Source organism: Streptomyces sp. NPDC020996, from assembly GCF_040641355.1.
GTDB lineage: Bacteria > Actinomycetota > Actinomycetes > Streptomycetales > Streptomycetaceae > Streptomyces.
Genome location: NZ_JBFADM010000021.1, coordinates 52,437 through 76,324, shown reverse-complemented (window position 1 = coordinate 76,324; position 23,888 = coordinate 52,437). Strand labels below are relative to the sequence as shown.

General features: G+C 72.7%; 21 protein-coding genes and 1 pseudogene. 12 read left to right on the top strand and 10 right to left on the bottom strand.

Translation table 11 applies throughout. The features are described from left to right. Positions 1–86 precede the first annotated feature (86 nt). The 6 genes from AB0G63_RS17360 (at position 87) to wrbA (ending at position 6,680) form a co-directional block, all read left to right on the top strand. Positions 87–332 carry a hypothetical protein gene (locus AB0G63_RS17360; RefSeq protein WP_324788179.1) on the top strand — a complete coding sequence of 82 codons (246 nt, stop codon included), beginning with the start codon at positions 87–89 and terminating at the stop codon, positions 330–332. Between the two features lie 3 nt (positions 333–335). Continuing rightward, the gene (locus AB0G63_RS17355) at positions 336–713 is read left to right on the top strand and encodes a toxin Doc (protein WP_324788180.1); all 378 of its coding nucleotides are present in this window, start codon (positions 336–338) and stop codon (positions 711–713) included. A 505-nt stretch (positions 714–1,218) separates the two neighbouring features. After that, positions 1,219–2,829: an RICIN domain-containing protein gene (locus AB0G63_RS17350; protein WP_360750699.1), complete on the top strand. Its 1,611-nt coding sequence runs from the start codon at positions 1,219–1,221 to the stop codon at positions 2,827–2,829. A gap of 351 nt (positions 2,830–3,180) precedes the next feature. After that, positions 3,181–4,125, top strand: coding sequence for an EamA family transporter (locus AB0G63_RS17345; protein WP_360750697.1), 945 nt, complete (start codon positions 3,181–3,183; stop codon positions 4,123–4,125). A gap of 682 nt (positions 4,126–4,807) precedes the next feature. Continuing rightward, positions 4,808–6,010 (top strand): FAD-dependent oxidoreductase, encoded by a 1,203-nt coding sequence (locus AB0G63_RS17340; RefSeq protein WP_360750695.1) that lies wholly within the window; start codon positions 4,808–4,810, stop codon positions 6,008–6,010. A 58-nt stretch (positions 6,011–6,068) separates the two neighbouring features. Then, positions 6,069–6,680, top strand: a complete 612-nt coding sequence (wrbA, locus tag AB0G63_RS17335) for an NAD(P)H:quinone oxidoreductase (RefSeq protein WP_360750693.1) — start codon at positions 6,069–6,071, stop codon at positions 6,678–6,680. Between the two features lie 164 nt (positions 6,681–6,844). On the opposite strand, the pseudogene AB0G63_RS17330 reads toward wrbA, so the two are convergent. Next, positions 6,845–7,102: pseudogene (locus AB0G63_RS17330) on the bottom strand (ATP-binding cassette domain-containing protein); the annotation flags it as partial. Here AB0G63_RS17330 and AB0G63_RS17325 point away from each other — a divergent pair. The 4 genes from AB0G63_RS17325 (at position 7,010) to AB0G63_RS17310 (ending at position 13,100) form a co-directional block, all read left to right on the top strand. Beyond that, the gene (locus tag AB0G63_RS17325; RefSeq protein WP_360750756.1) at positions 7,010–7,372 is read left to right on the top strand and encodes a hypothetical protein; all 363 of its coding nucleotides are present in this window, start codon (positions 7,010–7,012) and stop codon (positions 7,370–7,372) included. The pseudogene AB0G63_RS17330 and the gene AB0G63_RS17325 sit on opposite strands and share 93 nt — an antisense overlap. An 80-nt stretch (positions 7,373–7,452) precedes the next feature. Then, positions 7,453–10,644, top strand: coding sequence for a BTAD domain-containing putative transcriptional regulator (locus AB0G63_RS17320; protein ID WP_360750691.1), 3,192 nt, complete (start codon positions 7,453–7,455; stop codon positions 10,642–10,644). Positions 10,645–11,255: 611 nt separating this feature from the next. Continuing rightward, positions 11,256–12,227, top strand: coding sequence for a DMT family transporter (locus tag AB0G63_RS17315; RefSeq protein WP_360750689.1), 972 nt, complete (start codon positions 11,256–11,258; stop codon positions 12,225–12,227). Positions 12,228–12,413: 186 nt separating this feature from the next. Further along, positions 12,414–13,100, top strand: a complete 687-nt coding sequence (locus AB0G63_RS17310; protein WP_360750687.1) for an aquaporin — start codon at positions 12,414–12,416, stop codon at positions 13,098–13,100. Between the two features lie 306 nt (positions 13,101–13,406). Here AB0G63_RS17310 and AB0G63_RS17305 read toward each other — a convergent pair whose 3' ends face one another. After that, complete coding sequence (locus AB0G63_RS17305; protein WP_360750754.1) at positions 13,407–14,576, bottom strand: lactate 2-monooxygenase; 1,170 nt, start codon at positions 14,574–14,576, stop codon at positions 13,407–13,409. A 507-nt stretch (positions 14,577–15,083) separates the two neighbouring features. Here AB0G63_RS17305 and AB0G63_RS17300 point away from each other — a divergent pair. Then, entirely contained in the window at positions 15,084–15,521 is a 438-nt protein-coding gene (locus tag AB0G63_RS17300; protein ID WP_360750685.1) for a protease inhibitor, read from the top strand. Positions 15,522–15,695: 174 nt separating this feature from the next. On the opposite strand, the gene AB0G63_RS17295 is transcribed toward AB0G63_RS17300, so the two are convergent. The 8 genes from AB0G63_RS17295 to AB0G63_RS17260 form a co-directional block, all read right to left on the bottom strand. Next, positions 15,696–15,923, bottom strand: coding sequence for a CDGSH iron-sulfur domain-containing protein (locus AB0G63_RS17295; RefSeq protein WP_360750683.1), 228 nt, complete (start codon positions 15,921–15,923; stop codon positions 15,696–15,698). Beyond that, entirely contained in the window at positions 15,904–16,578 is a 675-nt protein-coding gene (locus AB0G63_RS17290) for a HemK2/MTQ2 family protein methyltransferase (protein ID WP_360750681.1), read from the bottom strand. Before AB0G63_RS17290 ends, AB0G63_RS17295 begins: the two co-directional genes overlap by 20 nt. After that, on the bottom strand, positions 16,579–17,592 hold the full coding sequence (locus AB0G63_RS17285; RefSeq protein ID WP_360750679.1) for an iron-containing redox enzyme family protein: 1,014 nt from the start codon (positions 17,590–17,592) through the stop codon (positions 16,579–16,581). It lies immediately after the preceding gene. Between the two features lie 830 nt (positions 17,593–18,422). Further along, on the bottom strand, positions 18,423–18,596 hold the full coding sequence (locus tag AB0G63_RS17280; protein WP_360750677.1) for a hypothetical protein: 174 nt from the start codon (positions 18,594–18,596) through the stop codon (positions 18,423–18,425). Positions 18,597–18,620: 24 nt separating this feature from the next. Further along, entirely contained in the window at positions 18,621–19,628 is a 1,008-nt protein-coding gene (locus AB0G63_RS17275) for a Ppx/GppA family phosphatase (protein WP_360750675.1), read from the bottom strand. Positions 19,629–19,954: 326 nt separating this feature from the next. After that, positions 19,955–21,457 (bottom strand): MFS transporter, encoded by a 1,503-nt coding sequence (locus AB0G63_RS17270; protein ID WP_360750673.1) that lies wholly within the window; start codon positions 21,455–21,457, stop codon positions 19,955–19,957. A 105-nt stretch (positions 21,458–21,562) separates the two neighbouring features. Next, positions 21,563–21,703 (bottom strand): hypothetical protein, encoded by a 141-nt coding sequence (locus tag AB0G63_RS17265; protein ID WP_360750671.1) that lies wholly within the window; start codon positions 21,701–21,703, stop codon positions 21,563–21,565. 197 nt (positions 21,704–21,900) lie between these two features. Then, a complete protein-coding gene (locus tag AB0G63_RS17260) occupies positions 21,901–22,314 on the bottom strand; it encodes a PaaI family thioesterase (protein ID WP_360750669.1) in 414 nt (137 codons plus the stop codon). A 185-nt stretch (positions 22,315–22,499) separates the two neighbouring features. On the opposite strand from AB0G63_RS17260, the gene AB0G63_RS17255 reads away from it, so the two are divergent. Further along, the gene (locus tag AB0G63_RS17255; RefSeq protein ID WP_360750667.1) at positions 22,500–23,846 is read left to right on the top strand and encodes a S1 family peptidase; all 1,347 of its coding nucleotides are present in this window, start codon (positions 22,500–22,502) and stop codon (positions 23,844–23,846) included. Positions 23,847–23,888: the final 42 nt, after the last annotated feature.

Sequence of the window (23,888 nt, the reverse complement as noted above, 5' to 3'; positions counted from 1 at the left end):
CCGCCCGCACCCCGGCCGGTACCGTCCGGTATCCACTGTGAGCAGCGAATATTTACGATTCAGTACCCCAGCGGTACCGTGAAGGCATGCCAGCTCTGAATGTGGAGTTCAGTGATCGTGAACTCGAGGACCTGCGGCAGATCGCCAAGGAACGCGGCACGTCCATGAAGGCCCTCGTACGGGAGGCCGCCGCGGCCGACATAGCCCGGCACCGCGCGCTGCAGGAGGGTGCGGAGGCCTTCCGCAGGTTCTTCGCCTCCCACGCCGACGAGTTCGCCGCCGCCTTCCCGGACGACGAACCACCCGCCGGCGGCGAGGGACGGGCCGCCTGACCGATGGCATCCGTCATCCACATCGACGTCCCCTGGCTGCTGCAGCGCCACGAAGAGGTCCTGCCGGACCAGCCCACGATCAACGACTTCTCCGCCCTGGTGGCCGCCGTGGCCCGCCACCGTGTCGACCCGCCCCGCCTCGGCGTGGACTCCGACCCGGCCTGGCGGGCCGCCGCGCTGCTTCACACCCTCGCCCTGCTCCGCCCGCTGCCCTCGGCGAACGCCCGCTTCGCCAGCGCGACCGCCGTGGCGTACATGTTCGTCAGCGGCGTCGGCATCGACCCGCCCTACGGCGCGCTGGTCGACCTCACCCGCGACCTGATCGACGGCAAGACCGACGTCTACGGCGCGGCGGACCGGCTGCGCTCCTGGCAGATCTGAGCCCTCCCGGCCGCGCGCCGCGCGCGCCGGGCCCCCCGGGGCCGCCGGCCGAGGGCGGGAGGAACAAGGCCGGCGGCCCGACGAGCGCAGGAGAGCCGCCGTCCCGCGCAGGGCCTCCGAGAAGGGCCGGTGCCAGTCCACTACGCGGGGGTGAGCTCCGGGAGCGTGCGCGGTGCTCCGGCGCGTGCGCGTGATTCACACGGGGCGCACAGAATCCGGAAAGGCGGTGCCGGTGAGGGGAGTTGCCGCCGTATCCGAGCACGTTTCCATGATGTGGATGTTGCCCAAGTGCCTTGTTGGCCGTGAGTGACTGTGCCAGGGTGAAACTTCCGTGCGGGGGGCATGACCGGGTGGTCGCCTTCGCCTCATGGGTGACCGGGCCGGCTTGACGTACCGGAATTCACGCCTCTCGCGCCCGCCGCCGGAAGGTATGCGCCGAACAGGGGGCCAATTCCGGCGGCGACCACTGTCATTCGTCCCATGCGCGTGGGAAGGAATCCGCTCAGTGCTCACCCCCCACCCCCCTCGTCCCCCTTACCCGCCGCCCGGCGCGCTTCCCGGCGCGTCCGACGAGCACCTCGCCGCCCGGCTCAGAGACCGGGTCGACGGCGAAACGGCCCGCAGCGTCGCGCTGCTCATGGCGCGGCACTGGAGTCCGGCCCGCGAGTACGCCGCCGTCTGCCTCGCCGCCACCTCCTCCGGCCTCGCGTCCATGGTGACGGCGGCCGCCTTCCACCAGGTCCTCGACCGGCTGGCGCTGGGCGAGTCCGCCGTCGCGCTGCGTCCCCGGCTGCTGCTGGCGGTGCGGGAGACCGCCCGCACCTGGGCCGCCGGGGACGAAGTGTCCGACATGCTGCCGGAGTTGCGGAAACCCTCCGGCGGACGCGGCATGCGTACCGCGAAGTCCCTGACGCCCGAAAACCGCAAGCTGGCCGAACGGGCGTTCCACGCCCTTCCCGGACTTTCCCGCTGCCTGCTCTGGCACACCGAGGTCGAGGCGGAGCCGATATCCGTACCGGCCGGTCTGTCGGGCACGGATACCGCCGACGCGTCGGCCGCACTCGAACACGCGCGTGAAAAATTCCGTGAGGGATGTGTGCAGGCACATCGGGAACTCGCGCCGACCAAGGATTGCCGCTTCTACAACCGCCTCCTCGACGTTCCCATACGCCGGGGCGGCGCACTGCTGCCGGATGTCCGGCAGCATCTCGCGGAGTGCCGCTACTGCCGTTTCGCCGCCGAACAACTGAGTCATTTCGAGGGCGGCGGGCTGGGGGTGCTCCTCGCGGAGGCGGTGCTCGGCTGGGGCGCCCGCGGCTATCTCGAGTCGCGCCCGGGACACGCGGGCCAGGCGCCGCCCGAGCGGGTGGCGGGACGGCGCGGCGGACGCCACCGGGGCGTGCCCCGCCTTCCCCTGCCCGGCCGGCGCCCGCCCGGAGCGCCGCGCCCGGCCAGGCCGCTGCTGACCGGCGTGGGCGTCGCCTCGGCCGGTCTGCTGGTGGCGATGTTCACGGCGGGCCTGTGGTCGTCCGACCGGACGGCCGACCCGGCCGCCTCCACCGGCGCGCCCGGCGGTACGACCCCGGGCGTGGGCGGGCAGTCGGCGCCCGGTACCACCCGACTGCCGGTCACGGCAGGCAGGTTCACGCTGCGCAACGCCGCCGCCGGCCTGTGCCTCGCCGTCGAGGGCGAGCCGCGGACCGGCGCCGGGACCGAGCTGGCGGCGTGCTCCTCCGGGCTCGCCCAGCAGTGGTCGTACGAGGACGACGGGTCGCTGCGCAGCGCCGCCGCTCCCGGTCTGTGCCTCGACTCGCGGCTGGACGCCGGCGTGGTCGTCCTCGGAGCATGCGCCGGCCGGCGGGGCGAACGCGCCGACGACGTGCGCTATGACCTCACCGTGCGGGGCGAGTTGCTGCCCCGCTGGGACGAACGGCTCGCGCTGGCCCCGGTCACCGGGGAGCCGGGCGCCGACATCGTCGTGAAGGCGCGCGACCGCTCCACGGCGCAGCGCTGGCTGACCGACCCGAGGGCGTCGGCCGGTCCGGGGTCGCTGTCGATCACCGGGACGGACGGCCCGTCGCCCCGGCCCGCCGGCCTGCCGGGGCGCACGGCGTAGACGTCGTCGCGTTTGGAGTGCTGGGTGATCTGCACCGCGGCGGCCACGGCCCGTCGGGTACGGCACGCCGTCATCACACCGGCGGCCGCCGCGGTGGCGGCCGGCGACACCGCAGCCGCTCGGGCCGCTGGTCTGCCCACGCTCAACCGCAGAGGTGAGTGCACGAGGTCGGTGTCCAGCGGTCCCCGCGCATTACACACAGTTCGGTTGCGCAAGCGCTTCGCTCCTCGCTCCGCCCGCCGGCCAGCGCACGGCAAGCGGTGGGACAGGGCGGTGGGGCACCGTGGTCTGCGTCCAGCCGGGCCGTACACCCCATCGCGATCCGGCACGAACGTCCGATCGAGGTCCGACATGCCGAACTCGCTGTCCGCCCGCACCTGGGTGATCGCAGCCACTGGCCTGGCTCCGCTGACGTGGGGCTCCACCTACGCGGTGACCACCGAATTCCTTCCACCGGACCGCCCCCTGTTCACGGGCCTGGTCCGGGCGCTGCCCGCGGGGCTGGTCCTGCTGGGCATCGCCCGGACACTGCCGCGCGGTCAATGGTGGTGGAGGAGCGCCGTCCTGGGCCTGCTCAACATCGGGGCCTTCTTCCCGCTGCTGTTCTTCGCCGCCTACCGCCTGCCGGGCGGAGTCGCTGCCGTGCTCAACGCGGGTGCCCCCCTGTTCGCCGCGGTGTTCGCCCTGGTGCTGCTGGCGGAGCGTGTCTCGGCCCGGACCCTGCTGGCCGGTTTCGCCGGCGTCCTCGGTGTGGCGCTGGTGGTGCTGCGCGGCGACGCCCATCTGGACCTGCTGGGCGTGCTGGCCGGTGCTGCCGGTACCGCTTCCATGTCGGCCGGAACCGTGATGACGAAGAGGTGGGGCCGGCCGCCGTGCACCAGTGTGCTGACCATGTCCGGCTGGCAGCTCACCGCGGGCGGTGTGTTCCTGCTGCCGGTGGCGTTGCTGGTCGAGGGCGCCCCTCCCGCTCTGGACGGCAGGGCGATCACCGGGTACCTCTATCTCGCGCTGGTGAACACGGCCCTGGCCTACTGGCTCTGGCTGCGCGGCATCGGACGGCTGCCGGCGACCTCCGTCTCGTTCCTGGGGCTGCTGAGCCCGCTGTCCGCGACGCTCATCGGCTGGGTCGCGCTGGGTCAGGCACTGACGCCGCTTCAGATCGCCGGAATGGTCGTAGCGTTTGGCAGTACGATCGTCGGACAGGCGGTGGCCGGGCGCCGCTCTCCCGTACGGTCGGTACCCGTCGCCGCTCGCGGCGGCACCGGTGTCACCAACGAACCCGTGAACGGCCGATAGCGCCCGGCGTCCCACGGTCGTCCGGGCCGCCGACGCCCTTCGCCGTGACGACCACCACCCACCGCTTCTCCGGTCCGGCTTGACGCTCCGACCACTACGCACGATCGCCCGCCGGGGCGACCGGAGGACAGCGAGAGCCGCACAGCGCGCCATCGCGTTCCTGGTGCCGCCTCACTGACAGAACCCGACACGTCACGCGCAGATCCGCACGTTCGCGTGGGAGGACCCGCGTGTACGGGCCGCCTCGTTCAGCCACAGGACAGGTCTGGACGCGCTGCGTGACCTCGCGGCCGCGGGCGCCTGCCCGCCGCTCCCATCGCCGTCGCGCCCGGATTCACCCTCGAAGAGGTCGAACCCGGCCGGGTGGTGTTCACCCTGCTCCCGGCGGAGGAGCACTACAACTCCTCCGATCGGCTGTTCGCGCGCGCGACCAGCAGCTGCCTCATTGGTCCGGCCACGAAGAACACGTCCAGCAGGTCCTGATCCGGTTCCCTGCGCATCCGCTCCGTTCGCGACTGATCCGCCTCTGTCCACGGCCTTTTCGCACCGGGCAGTGAGTGGACAGCCAGCCGAAAGCCCGCCTGTCCACGGTGGTGTGTGTCCCCGAGACGGCTGGAGAACGGTTCAACGGCGCTGCTCGTTGCCGGCTGGTCGTTCCGTCGATTGCCCTCAAGGAAGTCGTATGAAGAAGATCGTGATTCTGGGTGGTGGGTTCGCCGGCGTGTGGAGCGCCGCGGCCGCCATTCGGCTGCGCGACGAGCAGAACGTGCCGCAGCACGACCTGTCGGTCACCCTGATCAGCCCGAGCCCGGATCTCGTCATCCGGCCGCGCCTGTACGAACAGGCTCTGCACGACGTCAAGGTGCCGTTGCGGCAGGTGCTGGGACCGCTGGGCGTGGACATCGTCACCGCGGCCGCGACCGGCATCGACGTCCGGGCGTCGACGGTGACGCTCGACGGCAGTCATGAGCCCGTCCGCTACGACCGGCTCGTCCTGGCCGTCGGCAGCCACGTCGTCCGCCCGGCGTTCCCGGGAGCCGAGACGGTCCATGACGTGGACTCGCTCGAGGCGGCCGAGGCGTTCCAGAGGCACCTGGACTCTCTGGCCGACTCACCCCCGGCGCGCGCCCGCTTCACGGCGGTCGTCGTCGGAGCCGGTTTCACCGGTCTGGAGGTGGCCACCGAACTGGTCGGGCGGCTGCGCGAGGTGGCCTCCGCGGTCTCCGCGGCGGACGACGTCCGCGTGGTCGTGGTCGACAAGGCCGACGTCGTCGGGCCGGAACTGGGAGACGGCCCGAGGCCGGTCATCGAGGAGGCTCTCGACCGGCTGGCGGTCGAGCGCCGCACGGGTGTCACCATCGACTCGGTCGACGGTGACCACGTGCGGCTCTCGGACGGCAGCCTCCTGGAGGCCCGCACGGTCGTGTGGACTGCCGGGATACGTGCCCATCCGCTGACCGGAGAGGTGGCCGCTCCGCTCGACCGGCTCGGCCGCCTGCGGGTCGACGAGTATCTGGCGGTGCCGGACGCACCGGGCGTGTACGCGGCCGGCGACACGGCGGCCCCCGAGGCGGCCCCGGGCCACCCGGTCACCCAGAGCTGCCAGCACGCGATTCCGCAGGGCAAGTACGCCGGGCACAACGCGGTGGCGAGTCTGCTCGGTGTGCCCCAGTCGACGTTCCGTGCCGCGCCCTATGTCACGTGCCTCGACCTGGGTGCGCAGGGCGCCGTCTTCACCACGGGCTTCGAGCGGACGGTCCTGCACACCGGCGAAGCGGCCAAGGACATCAAGGTCAAGATCAACACCGAGTGGATCTATCCGCCGGTCAATGACGTGCGGGCCCTGCTGGACCAGGCGGACCCGCGAAGCGCGCGGGCGTCCTGACCCAGGGCGCACCACCGCCACACCCCACAACAACTCACCCCTACCGAAGGAAACTCCTGTGACCACGAACGTCAAGCTCGCCGTGATCTACTACTCCTCCACCGGTTTCAGCGCCGAGATCGCCAAGGAGATCGCCGCGGCGGGAGAGAAGGCCGGGGCGGAGGTCAGGCTGCTGAAGGTGGCGGAGCTGGCGCCCGAGGCCGCCATCGCCTCCAACGAGGCGTGGGCCGCCCACGCAGCGGCGAGCGCCGACATCCCGGTTGCTCAGCCCTCCGACGTCGAGTGGGCGGACGCCGTCATCTTCGGCACCCCGACCCGATTCGGCAACGTCTCCTCCCAGCTGAAGCAGTTCATCGACACCCTGGGCGGCCTTTGGGCGGCCGGAAAGCTCGCGGACAAGGTGTACAGCGGTTTCGTCACCACCGCCACGGCTCACGGCGGCCAGGAGTCGACCCTGCTCGCGCTCTACAACTCGATCCACCATTTCGGCGGCATCCTCGTCGTGCCCGGCTACACGGACCCGGTCAAGTTCGTCGACGGCAACCCCTACGGCACCTCCCACGTGGATGGTCAGGGAGCCAACGCGGTCGACGAGACGACGCGCAACGCCGCCTACCACCAGACCGAGCGCGCGATCCGGATAGCGTCGGCGCTCAAGTCCGGCCTGTAAGCCGCCCCGCGTCGACGCGGCGCCCGGGCCGGGCGCCGCCTTCGCCGGCTGGGTTCGCACGCCTCGCGCACAGCCGTCACCTGGACAGCGGACACTGTTCCCGGGTGACGGCTGCGTCCGTGGAGGCAGGCGAGAGGAATCCTCGCCGCTCCGGTGAACGACGCGGTGATCTCCGTGTCACCCGCCCAGATACGGCCACTGCTCACGGTGTCGAGTCCGGCCAGGCTGCGCATGAGCGTCGACTTCCCGGAACCCGACGGGCCCATCACGGCGGTGAAACGGCCATGCTCGACGCCGACGTCGACCGCGTCCAGGACGACAACCCGGGTCTGCCCGGAACCGTAGTCATCGGTCACCTGACGGGCCTGGGCGGCCGTGCCCCCGTCGCTGTCCCGGACGGGAGCCGATACCGCCGTGGTCACCGCGTGTCTCCTGCCATGCGCGGGGTTTCTGCTGTGGGCGGGGTTTCTGCTGTGCCACAGAGACCGGATACGCCCGAGTGGGCCCGCTGCGAGTGGTCCTTCGCCACGCCGGGCGCAGATCCGAGCCTGACCGGCAAGGACGTCGTCCAGCGGCGCCGCAACCTCATCGACAGGATCGTCGTGTTCGCCGGCGGACCGTCGTTCCCCGGCTGGGGGCCGGGGACGGGCAGTGGCCGGAGGCGCCCCCCGCCTGACGATCCGGCCGAGTGACACTGTCCGGGCGGGATGGCACCATAAGGCCTAGTTGAAGCAGCTTTCTCGCTCCGGCACGATTCGAGGAGAGAGATCAGGTGGAGATACGCCTCCTCGGCCCCCTGGCGCTGTTGGTCGACGGACAGCCCTGCGACCTGCCCGCGCGGGCGGAGTCCTCCGTCCTCGCCCGGCTCGCCGTGAGCGCCGGAAGGCTCGTCACGGCTGAGACCCTCATCGACGCACTGTGGGCCGAACGGCTGCCGGCCGACCCCGGCAACGCGCTGCAGATACGGGTGTCCAAGCTACGGCGCGCCCTGGCCGCGGTGGGCGCCCCGCCGGACCTGATCGTCACCCGGCCCCCCGGCTACCTGGCGCAGATGGACGCCGACGATGTCGACATCCACCGGTTCGCCCGTGTCGTCGCCGACGCGCGTCATCTCGCGATCCAGTCTCCCGCTGAGGCCGTCAGACGTTACGAGGAGGCTCTGGCCCTGTGGCGCGGACCCGCGCTGGCCAACTTCATCGACGAGCCCTGGGCGAAGTCCGAGGCAGCGCGGCTGGAAGAGCTGCGGCTCACCGCGCAAGAGGAACGCGTGGACCTGCTCCTGACCCTGGGGCGCCACACCGACCTGGTCGGCGAGCTGGAGTCCTCGACGGCGCGGCATCCGCTGCGGGAACGCATGCAGGGCCAGCTCATGCGCGCTCTGTACGGAGCGGGCCGGCAGGCCGAGGCTCTCGAGGTGTACCGGCGCACGCGAGCGGCGCTCAACGCCGAGCTGGGCCTCGAACCGTCCGCGGACCTGAGGGCGTTGGAACAGGCTGTTCTCCGGCAGGACCCGACCTTGCACACGGCCCGGCAGTCCGGACCCGCCGAGGTCGGCAACCTCCCCGCTCGTCTCACGTCCTTCGTCGGCAGGACCGACGAACTCGAAGGCGTCGGCAAGCTGCTCAGCGAGTACCGTCTGGTGACACTCACCGGACTGGGAGGAGTCGGCAAGACCACACTGGCCCGCGAGGCGGCTCACGCGTGTTCTGTGAGTCCCGACGGGGCGTGGATGGTGAAGCTGGCCGATGTCACGGACGCCGCTCACGTCGCGACGGCCGCTGCGGACGCTCTCGGTGTTCCCCACGGGCGTGACGACGCCGAGGACAGTCTCATCGGAATGCTGCGGACGCGCTCGGCGCTGCTGGTGCTGGACAACTGTGAGCACCTGGTGGACGCCTGTGCCGCGTTCGTCGACAGACTCCTGGCTGCCTGCCAGGGCGTACGCGTTCTGGCCACCAGCAGGGAGCCGCTGGGACTGCCCGGGGAGGCGCAGTATCCCGTGCAGCCCATGCAGGTGCCTCCGCAGGGCACCGAACTGGCGCGCGCCCAGGAGTACGACTCCGTTCGCCTCTTCGTCGAGCGTGCCCGCGCCATCGATCCGAGCTTCGCGCTCGCCGGGTGTGACGTGGCGGCGGTCATCAGGATCTGCCGTGCTCTGGACGGCATCCCCCTCGCACTGGAACTCGCCGCCGCGTGGACCAGAAGCCTTCCCGCAGGTGAGATAGAGGCCCGCCTGGATGACCGGTTCGGCTTCCTGGTCAACGGCGCGCGAACGGCGGAGGCACGCCAGCGCACCCTGCGCGCGGCTGTCGACTGGAGCCATCAACTGCTCACCCCACCGGAGCAGACGCTGCTGCGAAGGCTGTCCGTCTTCCGCGGCGGCTTCGAGCTGCGCGCCGCCGAGGAGATCTGTCAGGGCGGCCTGGTGCGACGCGAGGACGTGCTCGGCCTGCTGCGCCGCCTGGTCGACCACTCGCTGGTGGTGCCGGGCAGCGGTTTGTGTCCCCGCTTCCGTCTTCTCGAGACGCTGCGCCAGTACGCCGCGGACCGCCTGCGCCGGGCGGACGAGGAGGAGCAGACGCTCAAAGCCCACACCCTCTACTACCTGTCCGCGGTCGAGCGGGCGAGCCGTGAGACCCGCGGTGCGGGCCAGCGCGCGTGGCTGACCTGGTTCTCCGAGGAGGGGGACAACCTGCGGCTCGCGACGGACCGGGCGCGCGCCGCGGCGGCGGCCGACCCGGACCGGGCTCTCCGTCTGGTGGCCGGGATCGGCTGGCTCTGGTACTTCGCCAGCCGTCGGGACGGTAGCGAGGAGATCGCCTCGGTGCTGAGGGAAGCGCACTCGGGCAGCGCCGGGGCGCGCGGTCTGGCGCTTCAGACGCAGGCCCTGGTCGGCCGGCCCACCGCGTGCGTGGTGCATCCCGACCCGGTGTGCGGGCGGGCGGCCGAGGAGTCCCTCTCCCTGCTCTCCCGAGTGGGTGCCGACCACGACGCCGCTTACTCCCGGCTCTTCGTGGCCGTGGAGGGCATCCGCGGTGCCGGAACCGAGCGGAGTCTGGCCCTGGTCGCGCAGGCCGCGGCCGCGCTCGAAGAACACGACGACGTATGGGGCACCGCGCTGGCGGCGTTCGTCGAGATGGAGCTGCGCTTCGCGGGCCACGCCTTCGACACCGCGGTCGAGTGCGGTGAGCGTGCGCTGAGCGGCTTCCGCCGTGCCGGCGACCACTGGGGCAGCTCCGCCGTCCAGTACCACCTCGGTATGGCACTGCACCGCACCGGGCGGCTCCACCCCGCGCTGGCCGCCTATCAGGGTGCCTGTGCCGACGGCAGAAAGATCGGGCTGGCGAACACCATCCAGTACGCGCTGGCCGGCATGGGACACATCGAGCTGTCCCTGGGCCAGGTGCGCGCCGCGCGGTTGCACTTCGAGGAGTCCCACCAGACGGCACGGGCCCTCGGTGCGAAGGGCAACCCCCTGGCGGCACTCGGGCAGGCATGCCTGGCCCGGCAGGAACGCGACCTCCCCACCGCCACCCGCCACGCGCGGATGGCACTGACGTTCCTCGACGGGCAGGACAAGCCCGACTGGCTCGCCGCCGCGCTGACGTGTCTCGGCCACATCGCCGAACTGTCCGGCGATCTCGAAGCGGCTGAGGCCCATCACCGGTCGGCGCGGACCGCGGCCGCGAAGGCGTCCGGATCCGCCGCACTGGCCGCCGCGACCGAGGGGCTCGCGAGCGTCCGGGCCGCCCTCGGGGACGGAACGGCCGCAGCACGTCTCCTCGGTGAGGCGGCGCACCATCGTTCCGTCCATCACACGCCGCCCTCGCCGTCGGAGTCCGCGGACATCGAGCGGACCGTCCGCCGCGCCCAGTCCCTGGTCGGCGGCGATGCGTACCGCCGGATCTACGCCGAGGCGTCGCGGGGCGTCGCCGTCGCCGCGGTGGAGGCCGCGGCCGGCTGACGCCCGGCCCGGGGCCGGCCGGCCCTGACACCGGGAACAGCCTGCCCGGAGAACGAGCCCCGTGGTGGCCGCGCGGTGTCCGCGGCCGCCAGCCGAGATCCCGGCTGACGGCCCGTGCGGTGGCCCAGTCCCCTGACCCAGCTCGCCGGCAGGTCCTTGGTGAACTGCACACCGGGCATCGCAAGCGCCACCGAGGCGGTGATCCGTTCCTCGCCGTGCGGTGCTCCCTGGCGGAACCGCGCTCGCGGACCAGTTCCGGCTCACCGTGCAGCTGCGCCGCGTGCACTCGATGCGAGGAGTACGGGGCCGTGACGCCGCCGGGTGGCAGGGAGGCCAGCAGTATCTTGCCGCCCGGGGGAGACCTCTTCCCTGCTGCTCACCGGCGTGAGCATCGGGTGCTCAAGATCTGGCCCGCACGCGCGTCGCGCCGTCCACGTCGAGGTGATGACGCGCAGGCCTCATGAGCCGCCGTCCACAGGGACAGCCCCTCGAAAGGCATGGGACAGCGGCTGTGTGCACTCTGCCGTGCAGGTGCCAGAAGCTCAGGCATTCAGCTGGGCCCCGGCACCGCCGGCCAGCGGAAGCTGCTTTGATCCCTAGGAGTACCGGCCATGGTTCTGCCCATCGTCCTCTCGGTGCTTGCCGCATCCAGTAACGCGCTGGGGACCGTTCTGCAGCGGCGGGCGGCACTGACGGTGCCACCGTCGACTTCCCTGAGGGTCGGCCTGATCATGGATCTGCTGCGCAGGCCGGCATGGCTTGTGGGCATCAGTGCTGTCACCGCATCCGCGATCCTCCAGGCAATGGCGCTGGTCACCGGGTCCCTCGCCGTGGTGCAGCCGGTCTTCGTTCTCGAGCTGCCGCTCGCCCTCCTGATCGGCGGAGCCGTCTTTCGTGTACACCGCTCCCGCAAGGCGTGGTGGGCGGTGGCCTGCATCGCCGGGGGGCTGGCCACCTTCCTCTTCTCGCTTGCTCCTTCCGGTGGACGCCACGAGGTTCCCGGACTGTGGTGGCTGCCCGCGCTCCTGGTGGTCGGCGGAACCGCCACGGCGCTGGTGATCGCCGGTGTGCGAAGGCCTCTGGGCGTGGGGCGGGCTGCCCTTCTGGCTGCGGGCGCAGCCCTGGGCAACACTCTCGCCGCAGCGCTCATGAAGTCGTCGATGGCCGTCCTGGACGACCGGGGAATCGACGCCTTCCTGTGGTCGTGGCAGACCTATGGGTTCGCGGTGATCGGCGGCGCTTCCCTGTGGTTGCTGGGTGCCGCGATGCAAGCCGGTCCGATCATCGCCTCACAGCCCGCGCTGACCCTGACAGACGCGGTGAGCGGGGTCGTCCTGGGGATCACGCTCTACGGCGAGGAGCCCCGTACCGGGATATGGACCGTGCCCGCCCTCACTGGATTCGCCCTGCTCGCCTACGGGATCGTGGCGCTGTCCCGTACGCGGTGCCTGGCGAACTGCCTCCCGCTGGGGGAGGAGGATCACGCCCCGGTGAGTTCCGCCGACCGGGAGCCGGCTGTCATCGCACAGCGCCAGTCAGCAACTCGCCCACCGCACTACCGGACGGAACACCCGCCCCTCTGAGGCACGGTCGACCGCTTTCCGCTCTTCCCGGCCCGTGGATCTGCGTGCCGTGGGCCTCTTCTCATCCGTTCCGCACCGCCAAGGGCACCGCTCCTGGCAACCGTCCCGGGAGACGACACCGTGCCCTCTACTGCCCCCAGCGCCTTTTCTCACGACTCCGCGCCCAGCCAACCGGTCCGGACCGGCGTGATCTGGGCCGCGGAGAGCATCACCACGCTGCTGATGCTCTTGTCGATGACGGTGCTCTTCCGCCACTTGCAGCATCCCGAGGCTTGGCTGGCTCAGCACGTGACCTCGTCTTCGCCCCGGCTCATGACCGGCGCAGTGGTCTGCGGCCTGGTCGTGGCTGTCTTGATCAGCTCGCCTCTCGGCCGGATCAGCGGCGCTCACATGAATCCCGCGGTCACCGTGATGCTGTGGCTGGCGGGCAAGGTCCCCGGAGGCAAGGTGCCGGTCTACGTGTCGGCGCAGCTGGCCGGTTCCTTGCTGGGCACAGCCCTGGGGCGTGCTCTGCTGGGCAGTCCCCTTGCCGACACGCACGTGCGCTACGCCCTGCTGAGCCCGCCCGTCCCCCGGTCATCCGTCCTGATCGGCATCGGTGAGGCGATGGCCACGGCCATGCTCCTGGCCGTCGTACTCCGCGTGGCCCGCAGTCCTGAACTGGAGGATGTCGCCTCCGTCACCGTCGGAGCGACGCTCACTGTGCTGATCATTCTCACAGCGCCACTGACCGGAAGCAGTCTCAATCCTGCACGCCAATTCGGTCCGTGGTTCATGGCCGGCTCACCCGGCCCGCTCTGGCCCTACCTGGTCGGGCCACTGGCGGCAGCCGTCCTCGTCGGGACATCCGCGCGGCTCCTCCCCAGCCGGTAGGCGGACAGGTGGCCGGCCGGCGGAGCTGTGAGCCGACCTCGGTTTCGTGGGGTCCTTGAGGCCGGGCTTGTGGTCCTGGATCGAAGGAGAGCCGGGAGCGGTGCCGGCGTGCAGGGCCTGTCCGGCGGATCGCGTCGGAGAAATCCGGCGGCACCTTCAAGCCCGGGTGGAGCGGGTCTGGTGCGTCCAGGTGCAAGGCGGAGGAGGGAGTCGACGCGCGGTCGGGGACCGACGACAGCCGCAGACAGGCGTGCCACACCCCGCCTGTCCGGCAGATCCGCCGGACAGGCCCTGCGACGCTCGCGGTCACACGGGGTCCTCGACGAGGTCGGCCGGGCCGACGGTGGCGGGGGAGGCGTGTCCGGACAGGGCGAGGGTGAGGTCGAACTCGGCGAGCAGGCAGCGCACGACGTGCTCCACCCCCGCCTGCCCGTCGAGGCCGAGCCCGTAGACGTACGGCCGTCCGAGGAGCACCGCCCGCGCGCCCAGGGCGAGCGCCTTGAACACGTCGTCGCCGGTGCGGACGCCGCTGTCGAACAGCACGGTCAGCCGGTCGCCGACCGCCTCGGCGACCCGGGGCAGCGCGTCCGCGGCCGCGACCGAACCGGCCACCTGGCGCCCGCCGTGGTTGGAGACGACCACGCCGTCCATCCCGGCGTCCGCGGCGAGCCGGGCGTCGTCGGGGTGCAGGACGCCCTTGAGTACGATCGGGCCGTCCCAGTTCGCCCGGAGGAACGCCAGGTCCGGCCACGTCTTCGCGGGGTCGGCGAACATGCCGACGAAGTGCAGGACGGCCGCGTTCGGGTCCTCGTGCACCGGCTTGGCCAGGCCCGCCCGGAAGGCCGGGTCGGAGAAGTAGTTGGCGGTGCCCACCCCGTGCAGGAACGGCAGGTACGCCTGGTCGAGGTCGCGCGGCCGCCACGCCAGCAGCGGGGTGTCCAGCGTGACGACCAGCGCCGTGTACCCGGCCGCCTTCGCCCGGTTCAGGAAGCTGCGGGCCACCTCGACGTCCTTCGGCCAGTACAGCTGGAACCAGCGCTCGGCGTCCCCCATGGCCTCGGCCACCTGTTCCATGGGCGTGCTGGACGCCGAGGACAGCACGAAGGGCACGCCCTGGGCGGCGGCGGCCCGGGCGGCGGCGGACTCGGCGTCCGGATGCATGATCGACAGCACGCCGACCGGCGCCAGCGCCAGCGGGGCGGGCAGCGCGCGGCCGAGCACCTCGACGGACAGATCGCGCTCGTGCACGTCCCGCAGCATGCGCGGCACGATCCGCCGCCGCTGGAGGGCGGCCCGGTTGGCCCGCGCCGTGCTGCCGTCGCCCGCGCTGCCCGCCACGTATCCCACGGGTCCCGGCCCGAGCCGCCGCTCGGTCAGTTCCTCCAGCCGGGTCAGGTCGGTGGGCAGCCGCGGGACGGCCCCCGACATCCCGTTGAGATAGATCTCGTACTGGAAGTCCGCCCAGTGCTTGGCCATGCCGAGGTCCCGCCTCTCGTCGCTGAGAACGCGCTGCACCCCGACGATACTGGCGAGTAGCCGCAGGCGGGAACGTGCTCCGCACGCCGCCGCCCGCTCGGCGGCCGAGGCCGTGCCGAGCCGCGGGCGCCGGGCCGCGGCCGGTGGCGGTGATCTCCTCGCCGGCGACGGTGAAGTGCCCCGCCGTCCCCGGTGCGCGGGCGACGGCGACCCGCGTGACCAGGGCAAGCGCTTGTCGTGAGGGCCCGGTCGGAGCGTTTCAGGCCGATTGGCCAGGCGAGGGAATCAAGCCAAATGGCCGCTTCGATCGATCAGGAAGCGCTCAGTTGTGGGCTTTCGGCGATCCTTTTCCGTAACTTCGCGCCACTGATTCAATACGCAAGGTTACTGAAACCCGTGGGGTCGAGGTGAGTTTCCGCCGCGGACTCGGCAGACTCGCGCTCGCCGGTCCGGCACCACACCGACTCGGGCCGGCGCCACCCTCGTCCCAGCGGAAGGATGCACACGATGCGGAACACCGCGCGCCGGGCAGCGACCCTCGCCCTCACGGCCACCGCCGTCTGCGGGCCCCTCACCGGAGTCGCACTCGCCGCCCCGGCGGCCGCCCCCGCCTCGCTCTACGCCCCCTCGGCCCTGGTGCTCACCGTGGGCCACGGCACCGACGCCGCCCTCGCGACGCCGCAGCGGGCGGTCACCCTCAGCTGCGCTCCTACGCCCTCCGGCACCCATCCGGCCCCCGCCCAGGCCTGCGCCGAACTGCGCGGTGCGGCGGGAGACCCCGACGCCCTCGGGGCCGGCGACGACGTGCTGCTGTGCACCCGGCAGTACGACCCGGTCGTCGTCACCGTCGACGGCGTCTGGCAGGGCAGGCGCGTCTCCTACGAGCGCACCTTCGCCAACGAGTGCGTGAAGAACGCCTACGGGGCGAGCGTCTTCGCGTTCTGAGACCGGGATCGCGTGCGGTCCGCGCACACCGAGGAGGCCCGTAGCTGGGGAGTGCGGGCACCTGTCGCGGGGACGCCGTGATCTCGCACCAGGGGCCGGCCGGGCGGAGTGGGGCCGCCGGCCGGCCCCTGGCATCCCGCGGACGTCTCTCGTGCGCCGGGAGCCGGTTCCGGCTCAGGCGCGCTTGCGATGGCTGGTGTCGCACCAGGGGAAGCGGCGGCTGCGCCGGCAGGTGCACAGGGCGACGCGGAAGCGGTCGGAGCAGACGACGGTGCCGTCCTCCAGCTCCACCTCGACCGGGCCCTCGACCAGCAGCGGTCCCGGGCGCTGGACCTTGATCCGGCGCGGGGCGTCAGGCGGGTTGTTGATCCGGCGCGGGGCGTCAGGCGGGTTGTTCGGCACGGACGACCACCAGTTCCTCTCCGTCGTCGTCGGCGGACAGCAGTCCCTGCCGGCGCAGCCAGGACTCCCGGCCGCGCAGCACCGGGCCGAAGGCGATCCGGCAGCGTCGTGTCACGCTCGCCTTCAGCCCCGCCGTACGCAGGTGACCGAGCGTCAGCTCGGGTCCGCTGAGGGCCGAGTGCACCAGGAGCAGCACGCCGCCGGGCCGCAGCAGGGCCGGCGCCTCCCGGCAGATGCGGTCCAGGACGAGTCGGCCGTCCCGGCCCGCGTCCCAGGCCCGGGCCGCCCCGGACGGCGGCTCGTGGTGGTCCGGCGACGGCACGTAGGGCGGGTTGGAGAGGATCACGTCGAAGGACCGGTCCCGCACCGGCGCGAAGAGGTTGCCGCGCCGGACCCGCACCGGCACCCCGGCCAGCAGCGCGTTCGCCCGCGCCGTGCACACCGCCCGCCAGGACACGTCCACCGCGGTGACCCGGTTGCCCAGCCGCGCCGCCGCGAGCGCGAGGGCCCCGCTCCCGGTGCCCACGTCCAGCACCTCCGCGCCCGGCGGAAGCGGCTCGTCGGCCAGGGCCCCGGCCAGCAGGGCGGTGTCTTCGTCCGGCGGGTAGACGCCGGGCAGGATCAGAGGATTCACCGAACCCGTGTTCCCTGACATTCAGGAAATATGGGAGGTTCCGGAAACCTCCGGGGTAAGCAGGGACGACCTTCCGGCCCGCCAGTCCCGCAGCAGCCGGTCGGCGAGCAGGCCCTCGACATGGCCGGTGGCGTCGATCCCGAAGACGACGTCGGGCGCCAGATACGGCTCCGCCTCCAGCAGACCGCCGATGACCTCGTGGCGGACGACCTGCTCGTGCACGGCGTCGGCCTCGACGTGCTCGTCGTAGAAGTGCTCGGCGGCGGCTCCGGCGCCGGTGCGGCGCATCGCCTCCGCCAGGCGGCGGGATCCGGGGGAGGAGGTGACCTCCACCGCGGCGAAGTGGCCCACGAGCGCGCCCCGCAGTGACCGGTGCAGTCCGAAGAGGGACATCAGGTTGACGGTGACCAGCGTCTGCGCGCAGGCCGCGTCCAGATAGCGGCCGTACGTGGTGTCCAGGCCGAGGTCCGCCATCAGGTCCGCGAACAGACGCGCGTGCAGGCGGTCGGCCCGGCCGCCGCCGTACTCGTCGAACTCCACCGCGGCCATGGCCGACTTGGCCCGGCCCGTCAGCCGCGGCAGCACCCAGGCGTGCGGGTCCGCCTCCTTCAGGTGGTAGAGGGAGCGCTGCGCGGCGTACTCGCGCAGGTGCCACAACTCGCCCTCGTCACGCAGGTAGTGCGACAGCCCCGTGCCGTCGACGGGTTCCACCAGCAGTTCCGCGAGCGCGTCGTCGACGCCGGCGTGGACCGGGACGTCCGCCCGCAGGGACGCGAGGAACCGCCGCTCCAGCGCCGCGCGGACGCGCAGCAGGCCGGGGTCCCACTCGAGGTCCGGGGAGACGCCCGCGAAGCCGCGGTAGTGCAGTTCGTAGCAGAGGTAGAGGGCGAGGTGCAGGTCGTCGCCGTACGCCTCGGCGTCGGCGGCGTCCTCGGGGCGCGGCAGCGGCCCGGCGCCCCGCAGGTACTCCCCGACGGCTGTCGAGAGCGGCCCGCGGGGGGACGGCAGCGGGGGCCCTTGGTGGTCGTGCGTCATGCGCGGCGGGTACCCGCCCGCGCCCCGGTCACCCGCCTGCGGTCGGGTCATCCGCTCGCGGCGGGGCACCGCCGACGTGGCGTCCGGCGCGTCCGCGGGCGCCGTGAACAGCAGGCGCGTCCGCGAGCGTCCTGCGCAAGGGGTACGACGGTGCGCGCGGCCCCGCGCGGTCGCAGCTGACGGGCCGGGTGCCCAAGGCCGCCCGGCCCGCTCGGGTGGCGCGCGCTCCGACCGGACGGTGCTGGGAACCCGCCCGGCTGAGCCTCGTCCGGCCTCCGGGCCCGGCTCTGGCTCCGGCTCCGGGTCTGGCTCCGGGGCCGACTCCGGGGCTGGCTTCGGCTCTGGCTCCGGCGTCGGCTCCGGCTCTGTGGTCGGCTTCGACCCGGGGTTGGCCTAGTTGTGCTGACCGGACAGGTTGGTGACGCGGCTGGCTGGTGGCCTGTCTCGGGACAGTACACCTAAGCCCCGATTCCCAGTTCGAGTTCGGTTCCGGCCTCGGCTCCGGTTACGGGCCCGGATCCGGGATCAGCCGCGGGGCCGTCCGGCCGGTCCGGTGGGTGAGGCGGGTTCGGTGGGTCGGGCCGGTCGGGCCCAGCCGTCCGGCGGGTCCGGTGGGTCGGGCTCAGCCGTCGGGTCAGGTCGGGCCGGTCCGGTGGTCGGGTCGGTCGGGCTCAGCTGTCCGGTGGGTGAGGCGGGGCCGGTGGGTCGGGCTCAGCCGTCGGGTCAGGTCGGGCCGGTCCTGTGGGGCGAGCCGGACCGCCGGGCCGGTCGGGCCCGGCTGTCCGGTCTGACCCCACGGACCCGCCGGACCCGCCGGCAGGCGTGTCGTGTCAGTCGTCCTCGGATTCTTCCTGGGCGTGCGTGTTGGGGGTGATCGCGTCGCCGGCCTCGCCACTGTGGCGCCGGTCGGCGGCCTGGCCGCGGGGGGTGCGGGTCTCGGCGTCCTCGATCTCGCGCAGGACTTCCCCGAGTGCCGTCTCCGGGTGCTTCTCGGCGTCGGACATGGGTGGTCCCTCCTTCTCCTTCGGTCAGTTCCTGGCGGTCGCGATACGCAGCGGAACGGGCTCCGGGGGAGTCGGCGACTCGTTGAGGCGGGTGATCTCCGCCCACCACGACGCCCCGTCCTCGATGTGCCGCAGCAGCACACCCTCGCGTATCGCCCACGGGCAGACGGTGACCGTCCTGATCCCGGTCAGCTTCATCGCCGTGTGCCCGACCACCGCGCCGGCCAGGCTCTGCGTCGCGCGCGGCGCGGAGATGCCGGGGAGCCGGGCGCGTTCGGCGGCGGGCAGGGCGGCCAGCCTGCCGACCGCTTCCCGCAGCGCCGCACGGTCCATGCGCCGCTCCTCGAACGGGCCGTGCCGCCCGGGCGCGGCCCCGCACAACCGCCCCAGCTGCTGGAACGTACGCGAGGTGACCACCGCGGTGCGCGGGCCCTCCCAGCGGATCCGCGCCGCCACGTCCCGCAGCTGGTGCCGGACCCTGCGCCGCAGCGCCCGCAGCATCTCGGGCGACGGCGGGTCCTGGTCCTGGAAGAACTCATGGGTCAGCCGGGCCGCGCCGAGCGGCAGCGAGGCCACGAAGTCGGGCAGCCGGCCGCGTCCGAAGGCCACCTCCAGCGAACCGCCGCCGATGTCCAGCAGCGCGAGCGGCCCCGACCGCCAGCCCATCCAGCGCCGGGCGCCCAGGAACGTCAGCTCGGCCTCGACCTCCCCCGGCAGGGTGCACAGTGCGACGCCGGTCCGGCCGCGGACGGTGCGCAGCACCTCCTCGCGGTTGGGCGCGTTGCGCACGACCGCGGTCGCGAACGCCAGGGGGCCCGCCGCACCCCAGCGGGCAGCGGTCCGGCTCGCGTCGGCGACGGCCTCGGCCAGGCGCTCGACGGCCTCCCCGGGAATGGCGGCGCCCGGCTTCACCTGCTCGGCCAGCCGCAGTCGCCATTTGGCGGTGTGGACCGGCAGCGGTACTCCGGCCTCCGCGTCCGCCACAACCAGCCGGACCGTGTTCGACCCCACATCCACCACGCTGATTCGCATGGGCCCGCGTGTACCCACTTCCCGCCGGTCCCACGCGGTCCGGGCGCCGCGCCGGGGCCCCGGCCGCAGGAAACCGGCCGGGCCCCGCACGCGGGCGGCGCGGGCCGTACCACCCGGACGGCGGGCCGCCGCGGACGCCGCCCACCCTGGGCGAACGCCCGCCCCGGTACTCCCGCGAGGCCGCCGCCGCCGAGGGAGAACGACCGCGCCGGGGCCGGTGAAAAGAGGCCGAGACGCTTCCCGGCAGCGGCGAGGGGCCGCCGTCCCCTGGAAAGTGCCCAGCGGACGGCGGCCCCTCGGACCCGGGCGGCTCACCTACCGGTCGGTCACATGTGGACGACCGGTGCCGCGTCCGCGTCCTGCCGCGGCACACCGCGGCGGAAGAGCAGGAGGGTGATCACGGCGCCGGCGGCGAACAGGCCCGCCGACCACCAGAAGGCGGTGGTGTAGCTCTCGATCGTCGCCTGGGCCCGGACCAGCTTGCCGGCCGCGTCCTTGCCGTTGAGGTAGTCGGTCGCGGCGCTCGCGGCGAGCGTGTTCAGCAGCGCCGTGCCGATCGAGCCGCCCACCTGCTGCATGGCGTTGACCGTCGCGGACGCCACGCCCGCGTCCTCGGGCGCCACGCCGCCGGTCGCCAGCTGCATGGCCGGCGGCATCACCAGACCGAGGCCGACGCCGGTGACGACGAGCTGCGGCAGCACGGCGCTCACGTAGCTGGAGCCGACGCCGATCCCGGTCAGCCAGGCCATGCCCGCGGCGGCGACGGCGAAGCCCAGCGGGACGACGGCCTTCGGACCGATCCGCGGCACCAGCACGATGGTGCCCAGCTGGGCGGTCACCATCAGTGCGCCGACCATCGGCAGGAACGCCAGACCGGTCTCGGTGGGGCTGAAGCCGAGGTTGAGCTGCAGGTAGTAGGTGAGGAAGAGGAACACCCCGAACATGCCGGCGCCGGAGATCAGCACCGCCAGGAACGAGGCGGCGCGGTTGCGGTCGAGCAGGATGCGCAGCGGCAGCAGCGGGTGCGCGGCGCGCGTCTGCCACCCGGCGAAGGCGGCCAGCAGCAGCCCGCCCGCGATCAGGAACCCCCAGGTCAGCGGCGAGCCCCAGTCGTGCGTCTCGGCGTTGGAGAAGCCGTAGACCACGCAGAACAGGCCGCCGGCGACCAGCACCGTGCCCGGCACGTCCAGCTTCGATCCGGCGGCGTCCCGGTGGTTGGACAGCAGCAGCCAGCCGCCCGCGAAGGCGCCGACGGCGATGACGACGTTCACGTACAGCGTCCAGCGCCAGTCGAGCGCGTCGGTGAGCACGCCGCCGAGCAGCAGGCCCACCGCACCGCCGGCGCCCGCGATGGCGCCGTACACGCTGAACGCGCGGGCGCGCTCGCGCGCGTCGGTGAACGTGGTGTTCAGCAGCGACAGCGCGGCGGGCGCGAGCAGTGCGCCGAAGGCACCCTGCAGGGCGCGCGCGGCCACCAGCATCCCGAAGCCGCCTGCCGCACCGCCCAGCGCGGAGGCGGCGGCGAAGCCGACCACACCCGCCAGGAAGGCCGTCTTGCGGCCGAACAGGTCGGCGATGCGGCCGCCGAGCAGCAGCAGCGAGGCGAAGGCCAGCGCGTACGCGGTGACGATCCACTGCCGGTTGCCGTCGGAGAAGCCGAGGTCGGCCTGGGCCGAGGGCAGGGCGATGTTCACGATCGTCGCGTCCAGCACCACCATGAGCTGGGCCACGGCGACGACGGCGAGGATCCACCAGCGCCTCGCCGACGCCGCCTGCCGTGCCTGCGGGGCACCCGTGCGGGTGTCCTCGGCGAGAGTCTTCTGGGGCATGGGAGAACCACTCCAGGGCGAAGGAAGGTAAACGAAACCGTTTCGTACATCGCGTAGCTTAGGGCACGCTCCTCGAAACGGCAACGTTTCGCTATCCGGGCGTCCTCACGCCATCTGGCGGCGCACCAGTTCGTGCAGCCGCCCGCCGGTGTCCGCGAGCAGCCGCGCGGGCGGACCCTGCTGGGTGACCAGGCCGGAGACCGGGGCCATGCCGCGGCTCGGTGGCGACTTCTTCACAGCCGTCACGCCATCGTCGCGCGTCAGGACTTGCGGCCGCGGACCCGGATCCGGCGCTCCCGCACCAACGGCGTGCGGAGGGCTGCCGGGGTGTGCAGATCCTCCGCACGCCGTGCCCCGCTCGGGCGTTCGCTGTGCAGATTCGCTGAAGCCACGATTCCGCCGCCGACGGCGGGCGGAGTGTGACGTGCCGGGTGTGGAGCGTGTCAGCCGAGGAGGGCGTAGACCGTGCTCGCGCGCGCCGCGAGTTCGCCGGACGCCTCGTCGGTCATGGTGATGTCGGCGAACGCCATGCGCCGGCCCAGCTTGGTGAGGACCGCCTCGATCAGGACATCCGAGCCCGTCACCGCCCGCTGGAACGACGTCGACTGCTGGACCGTCGTCATCGGCACGAAGGCCCCCCGCGCGGCCGACACCGCGATCACGGTCGACGTGTCCGCCGCCGCCATCAGCGCCTGCCCCGACAGGCCGCCGCCCTCCCTCGCCAGCCGCTGCGACCAGGGCAGCCGCAGGATCGCCCGGTCGTCGCCCAACGCCTCCACGGTCAGACCGAGTTCGAGGACCCATGGGGCGAAGTTGGCAGTGAGGATCTTGTCGGCCTCGGCCGTGCTCATCGTCATATGGGGGATTGTTCCCGACGCGGCCCGCCGGGATGCGGCCGGTGGCCGATTCGGCATGGTGCGCCGCGGGCCGGCAAACGGAATTGAACGCCCCGCTCGACCCGTGCGTACCAACAGCCATCCAGGCGCCCCGAACAGCTGCCGAACGGCGGCACGGACTCCGGTCCCTCAGGAGGTCGAGAAGTTTGAGTCACAAGCGAATTCCGAAGCGCAAGGCCGCGATCGCGGCGGGCAGTGTCGTGGCGCTCGGCGCGGCCGCCATCCTGCTGCCGAACGCCAACGCGTCCCAGGACGGCGCCTCGAACGGCGCCGCCGCCCCCAAGACCCTGAAGGCGGCGGACGCCTCGGATCTCGCCTCGCGGCTGCAGAGCATGCTCGGCGACGCCTTTGCGGGCTCCTACTACGACGCCGGCAGCAAGCAGCTCGTCGTCAACGTCATATCCGGCAACGGCAACAACGCGGTCGTCCAGGCGAAGAAGGCGGGCGCCACGGTCCGCGAGGTCGACAACAGCCTCGCCGAACTCCAGTCCGGGGCACAGACGTTGAAGGCCGACGCGACCATCCCGGGTACCGCCTGGGCCGTCGACCCGAAGACGAACAAGATCGTGGTCACCGCCGACAGCACGGTCACCGGCGCCAAGTGGGACAGGCTCGAGTCGACCGTGCGGAGCCTCGGTTCGGGCATGGCGACGCTGAAGAAGTCCGCCGGCACGTTCAAGACCTTCGTGTCGGGTGGCGACGCCATCTTCGCCCAGGCCGGCGGCGGCACCGTCCGCTGCTCCCTCGGCTTCAACGTCACCGCAAGCGACGGCAGCCCCGCCTTCCTGACCGCCGGTCACTGCGGAGTGGCGGCGGCACAGTGGTCCGACTCCCAGACCGGCCAGCCCATCGCCACCGTGGACCAGGCCACCTTCCCCGGCGAGGGCGACTTCTCCCTGGTGAAGTACGACGATCCGAATACCCAGGCCGCCAGCGAGGTCAACGTCGGCGGCGGGCAGACGGTCCAGATCGCCAAGGCCGCCGAGGCCACCGTCGGCGCGCAGGTCTTCCGGATGGGCAGCACCACCGGCCTGCACGACGGCACGGTCACCGGCCTCGACGCCACCGTCAACTTCCAGAGCGAGACCGACCCGAACGGCGTGGACACCGTCACCGGCCTGATCCAGACCGACGTCTGCGCCGAGCCCGGCGACAGCGGCGGCTCCCTGTTCACGCAGGACGGCAGCGCGATCGGTCTCACCTCCGGCGGCAGCGGCGACTGCACGACCGGCGGCGAGACCTTCTTCCAGCCCGTCACCACCGCACTCCAGGCGACCGGCGCGACCCTCGGCGACGCCGGCGCGGGGGCCGGTGCGGGCGCCGGTGACCAGGCGGGCGGCGGCGACGCGGTCGGCGGCGGGACGGCCGACCCGTCCGCGACGGCCACCGGCCCGTCCGGCGCCGGCCAGACCGGTGCCGGTGACCAGTCCGGTGCCGGTGACCAGTCCGGCGCCGGGGCCGAGGACGGCTCGCAGCTCACCGAGACCCACTGATCGGCCTCACCCGCGGTTCCGGCCGACAGTGGACGGTCCGGC

Bases quoted from the DNA above. Each gene is read 5' to 3' on its own strand.
- AB0G63_RS17360 (WP_324788179.1), top strand. From the start codon at position 87: ATGCCAGCTCTGAATGTGGAGTTCAGTGATCGTGAACTCGAGGACCTG.
- AB0G63_RS17355 (WP_324788180.1), top strand. From the start codon at position 336: ATGGCATCCGTCATCCACATCGACGTCCCCTGGCTGCTGCAGCGCCAC.
- AB0G63_RS17345 (WP_360750697.1), top strand. From the start codon at position 3,181: ATGCCGAACTCGCTGTCCGCCCGCACCTGGGTGATCGCAGCCACTGGC.
- AB0G63_RS17340 (WP_360750695.1), top strand. From the start codon at position 4,808: ATGAAGAAGATCGTGATTCTGGGTGGTGGGTTCGCCGGCGTGTGGAGC.
- AB0G63_RS17315 (WP_360750689.1), top strand. From the start codon at position 11,256: ATGGTTCTGCCCATCGTCCTCTCGGTGCTTGCCGCATCCAGTAACGCG.
- AB0G63_RS17305 (WP_360750754.1), bottom strand. From the start codon at position 14,576: ATGGCCAAGCACTGGGCGGACTTCCAGTACGAGATCTATCTCAACGGG.
- AB0G63_RS17300 (WP_360750685.1), top strand. From the start codon at position 15,084: ATGCGGAACACCGCGCGCCGGGCAGCGACCCTCGCCCTCACGGCCACC.
- AB0G63_RS17290 (WP_360750681.1), bottom strand. From the start codon at position 16,578: ATGTCAGGGAACACGGGTTCGGTGAATCCTCTGATCCTGCCCGGCGTC.
- AB0G63_RS17285 (WP_360750679.1), bottom strand. From the start codon at position 17,592: ATGACGCACGACCACCAAGGGCCCCCGCTGCCGTCCCCCCGCGGGCCG.
- AB0G63_RS17280 (WP_360750677.1), bottom strand. From the start codon at position 18,596: ATGTCCGACGCCGAGAAGCACCCGGAGACGGCACTCGGGGAAGTCCTG.
- AB0G63_RS17275 (WP_360750675.1), bottom strand. From the start codon at position 19,628: ATGCGAATCAGCGTGGTGGATGTGGGGTCGAACACGGTCCGGCTGGTT.
- AB0G63_RS17270 (WP_360750673.1), bottom strand. From the start codon at position 21,457: ATGCCCCAGAAGACTCTCGCCGAGGACACCCGCACGGGTGCCCCGCAG.
- AB0G63_RS17260 (WP_360750669.1), bottom strand. From the start codon at position 22,314: ATGACGATGAGCACGGCCGAGGCCGACAAGATCCTCACTGCCAACTTC.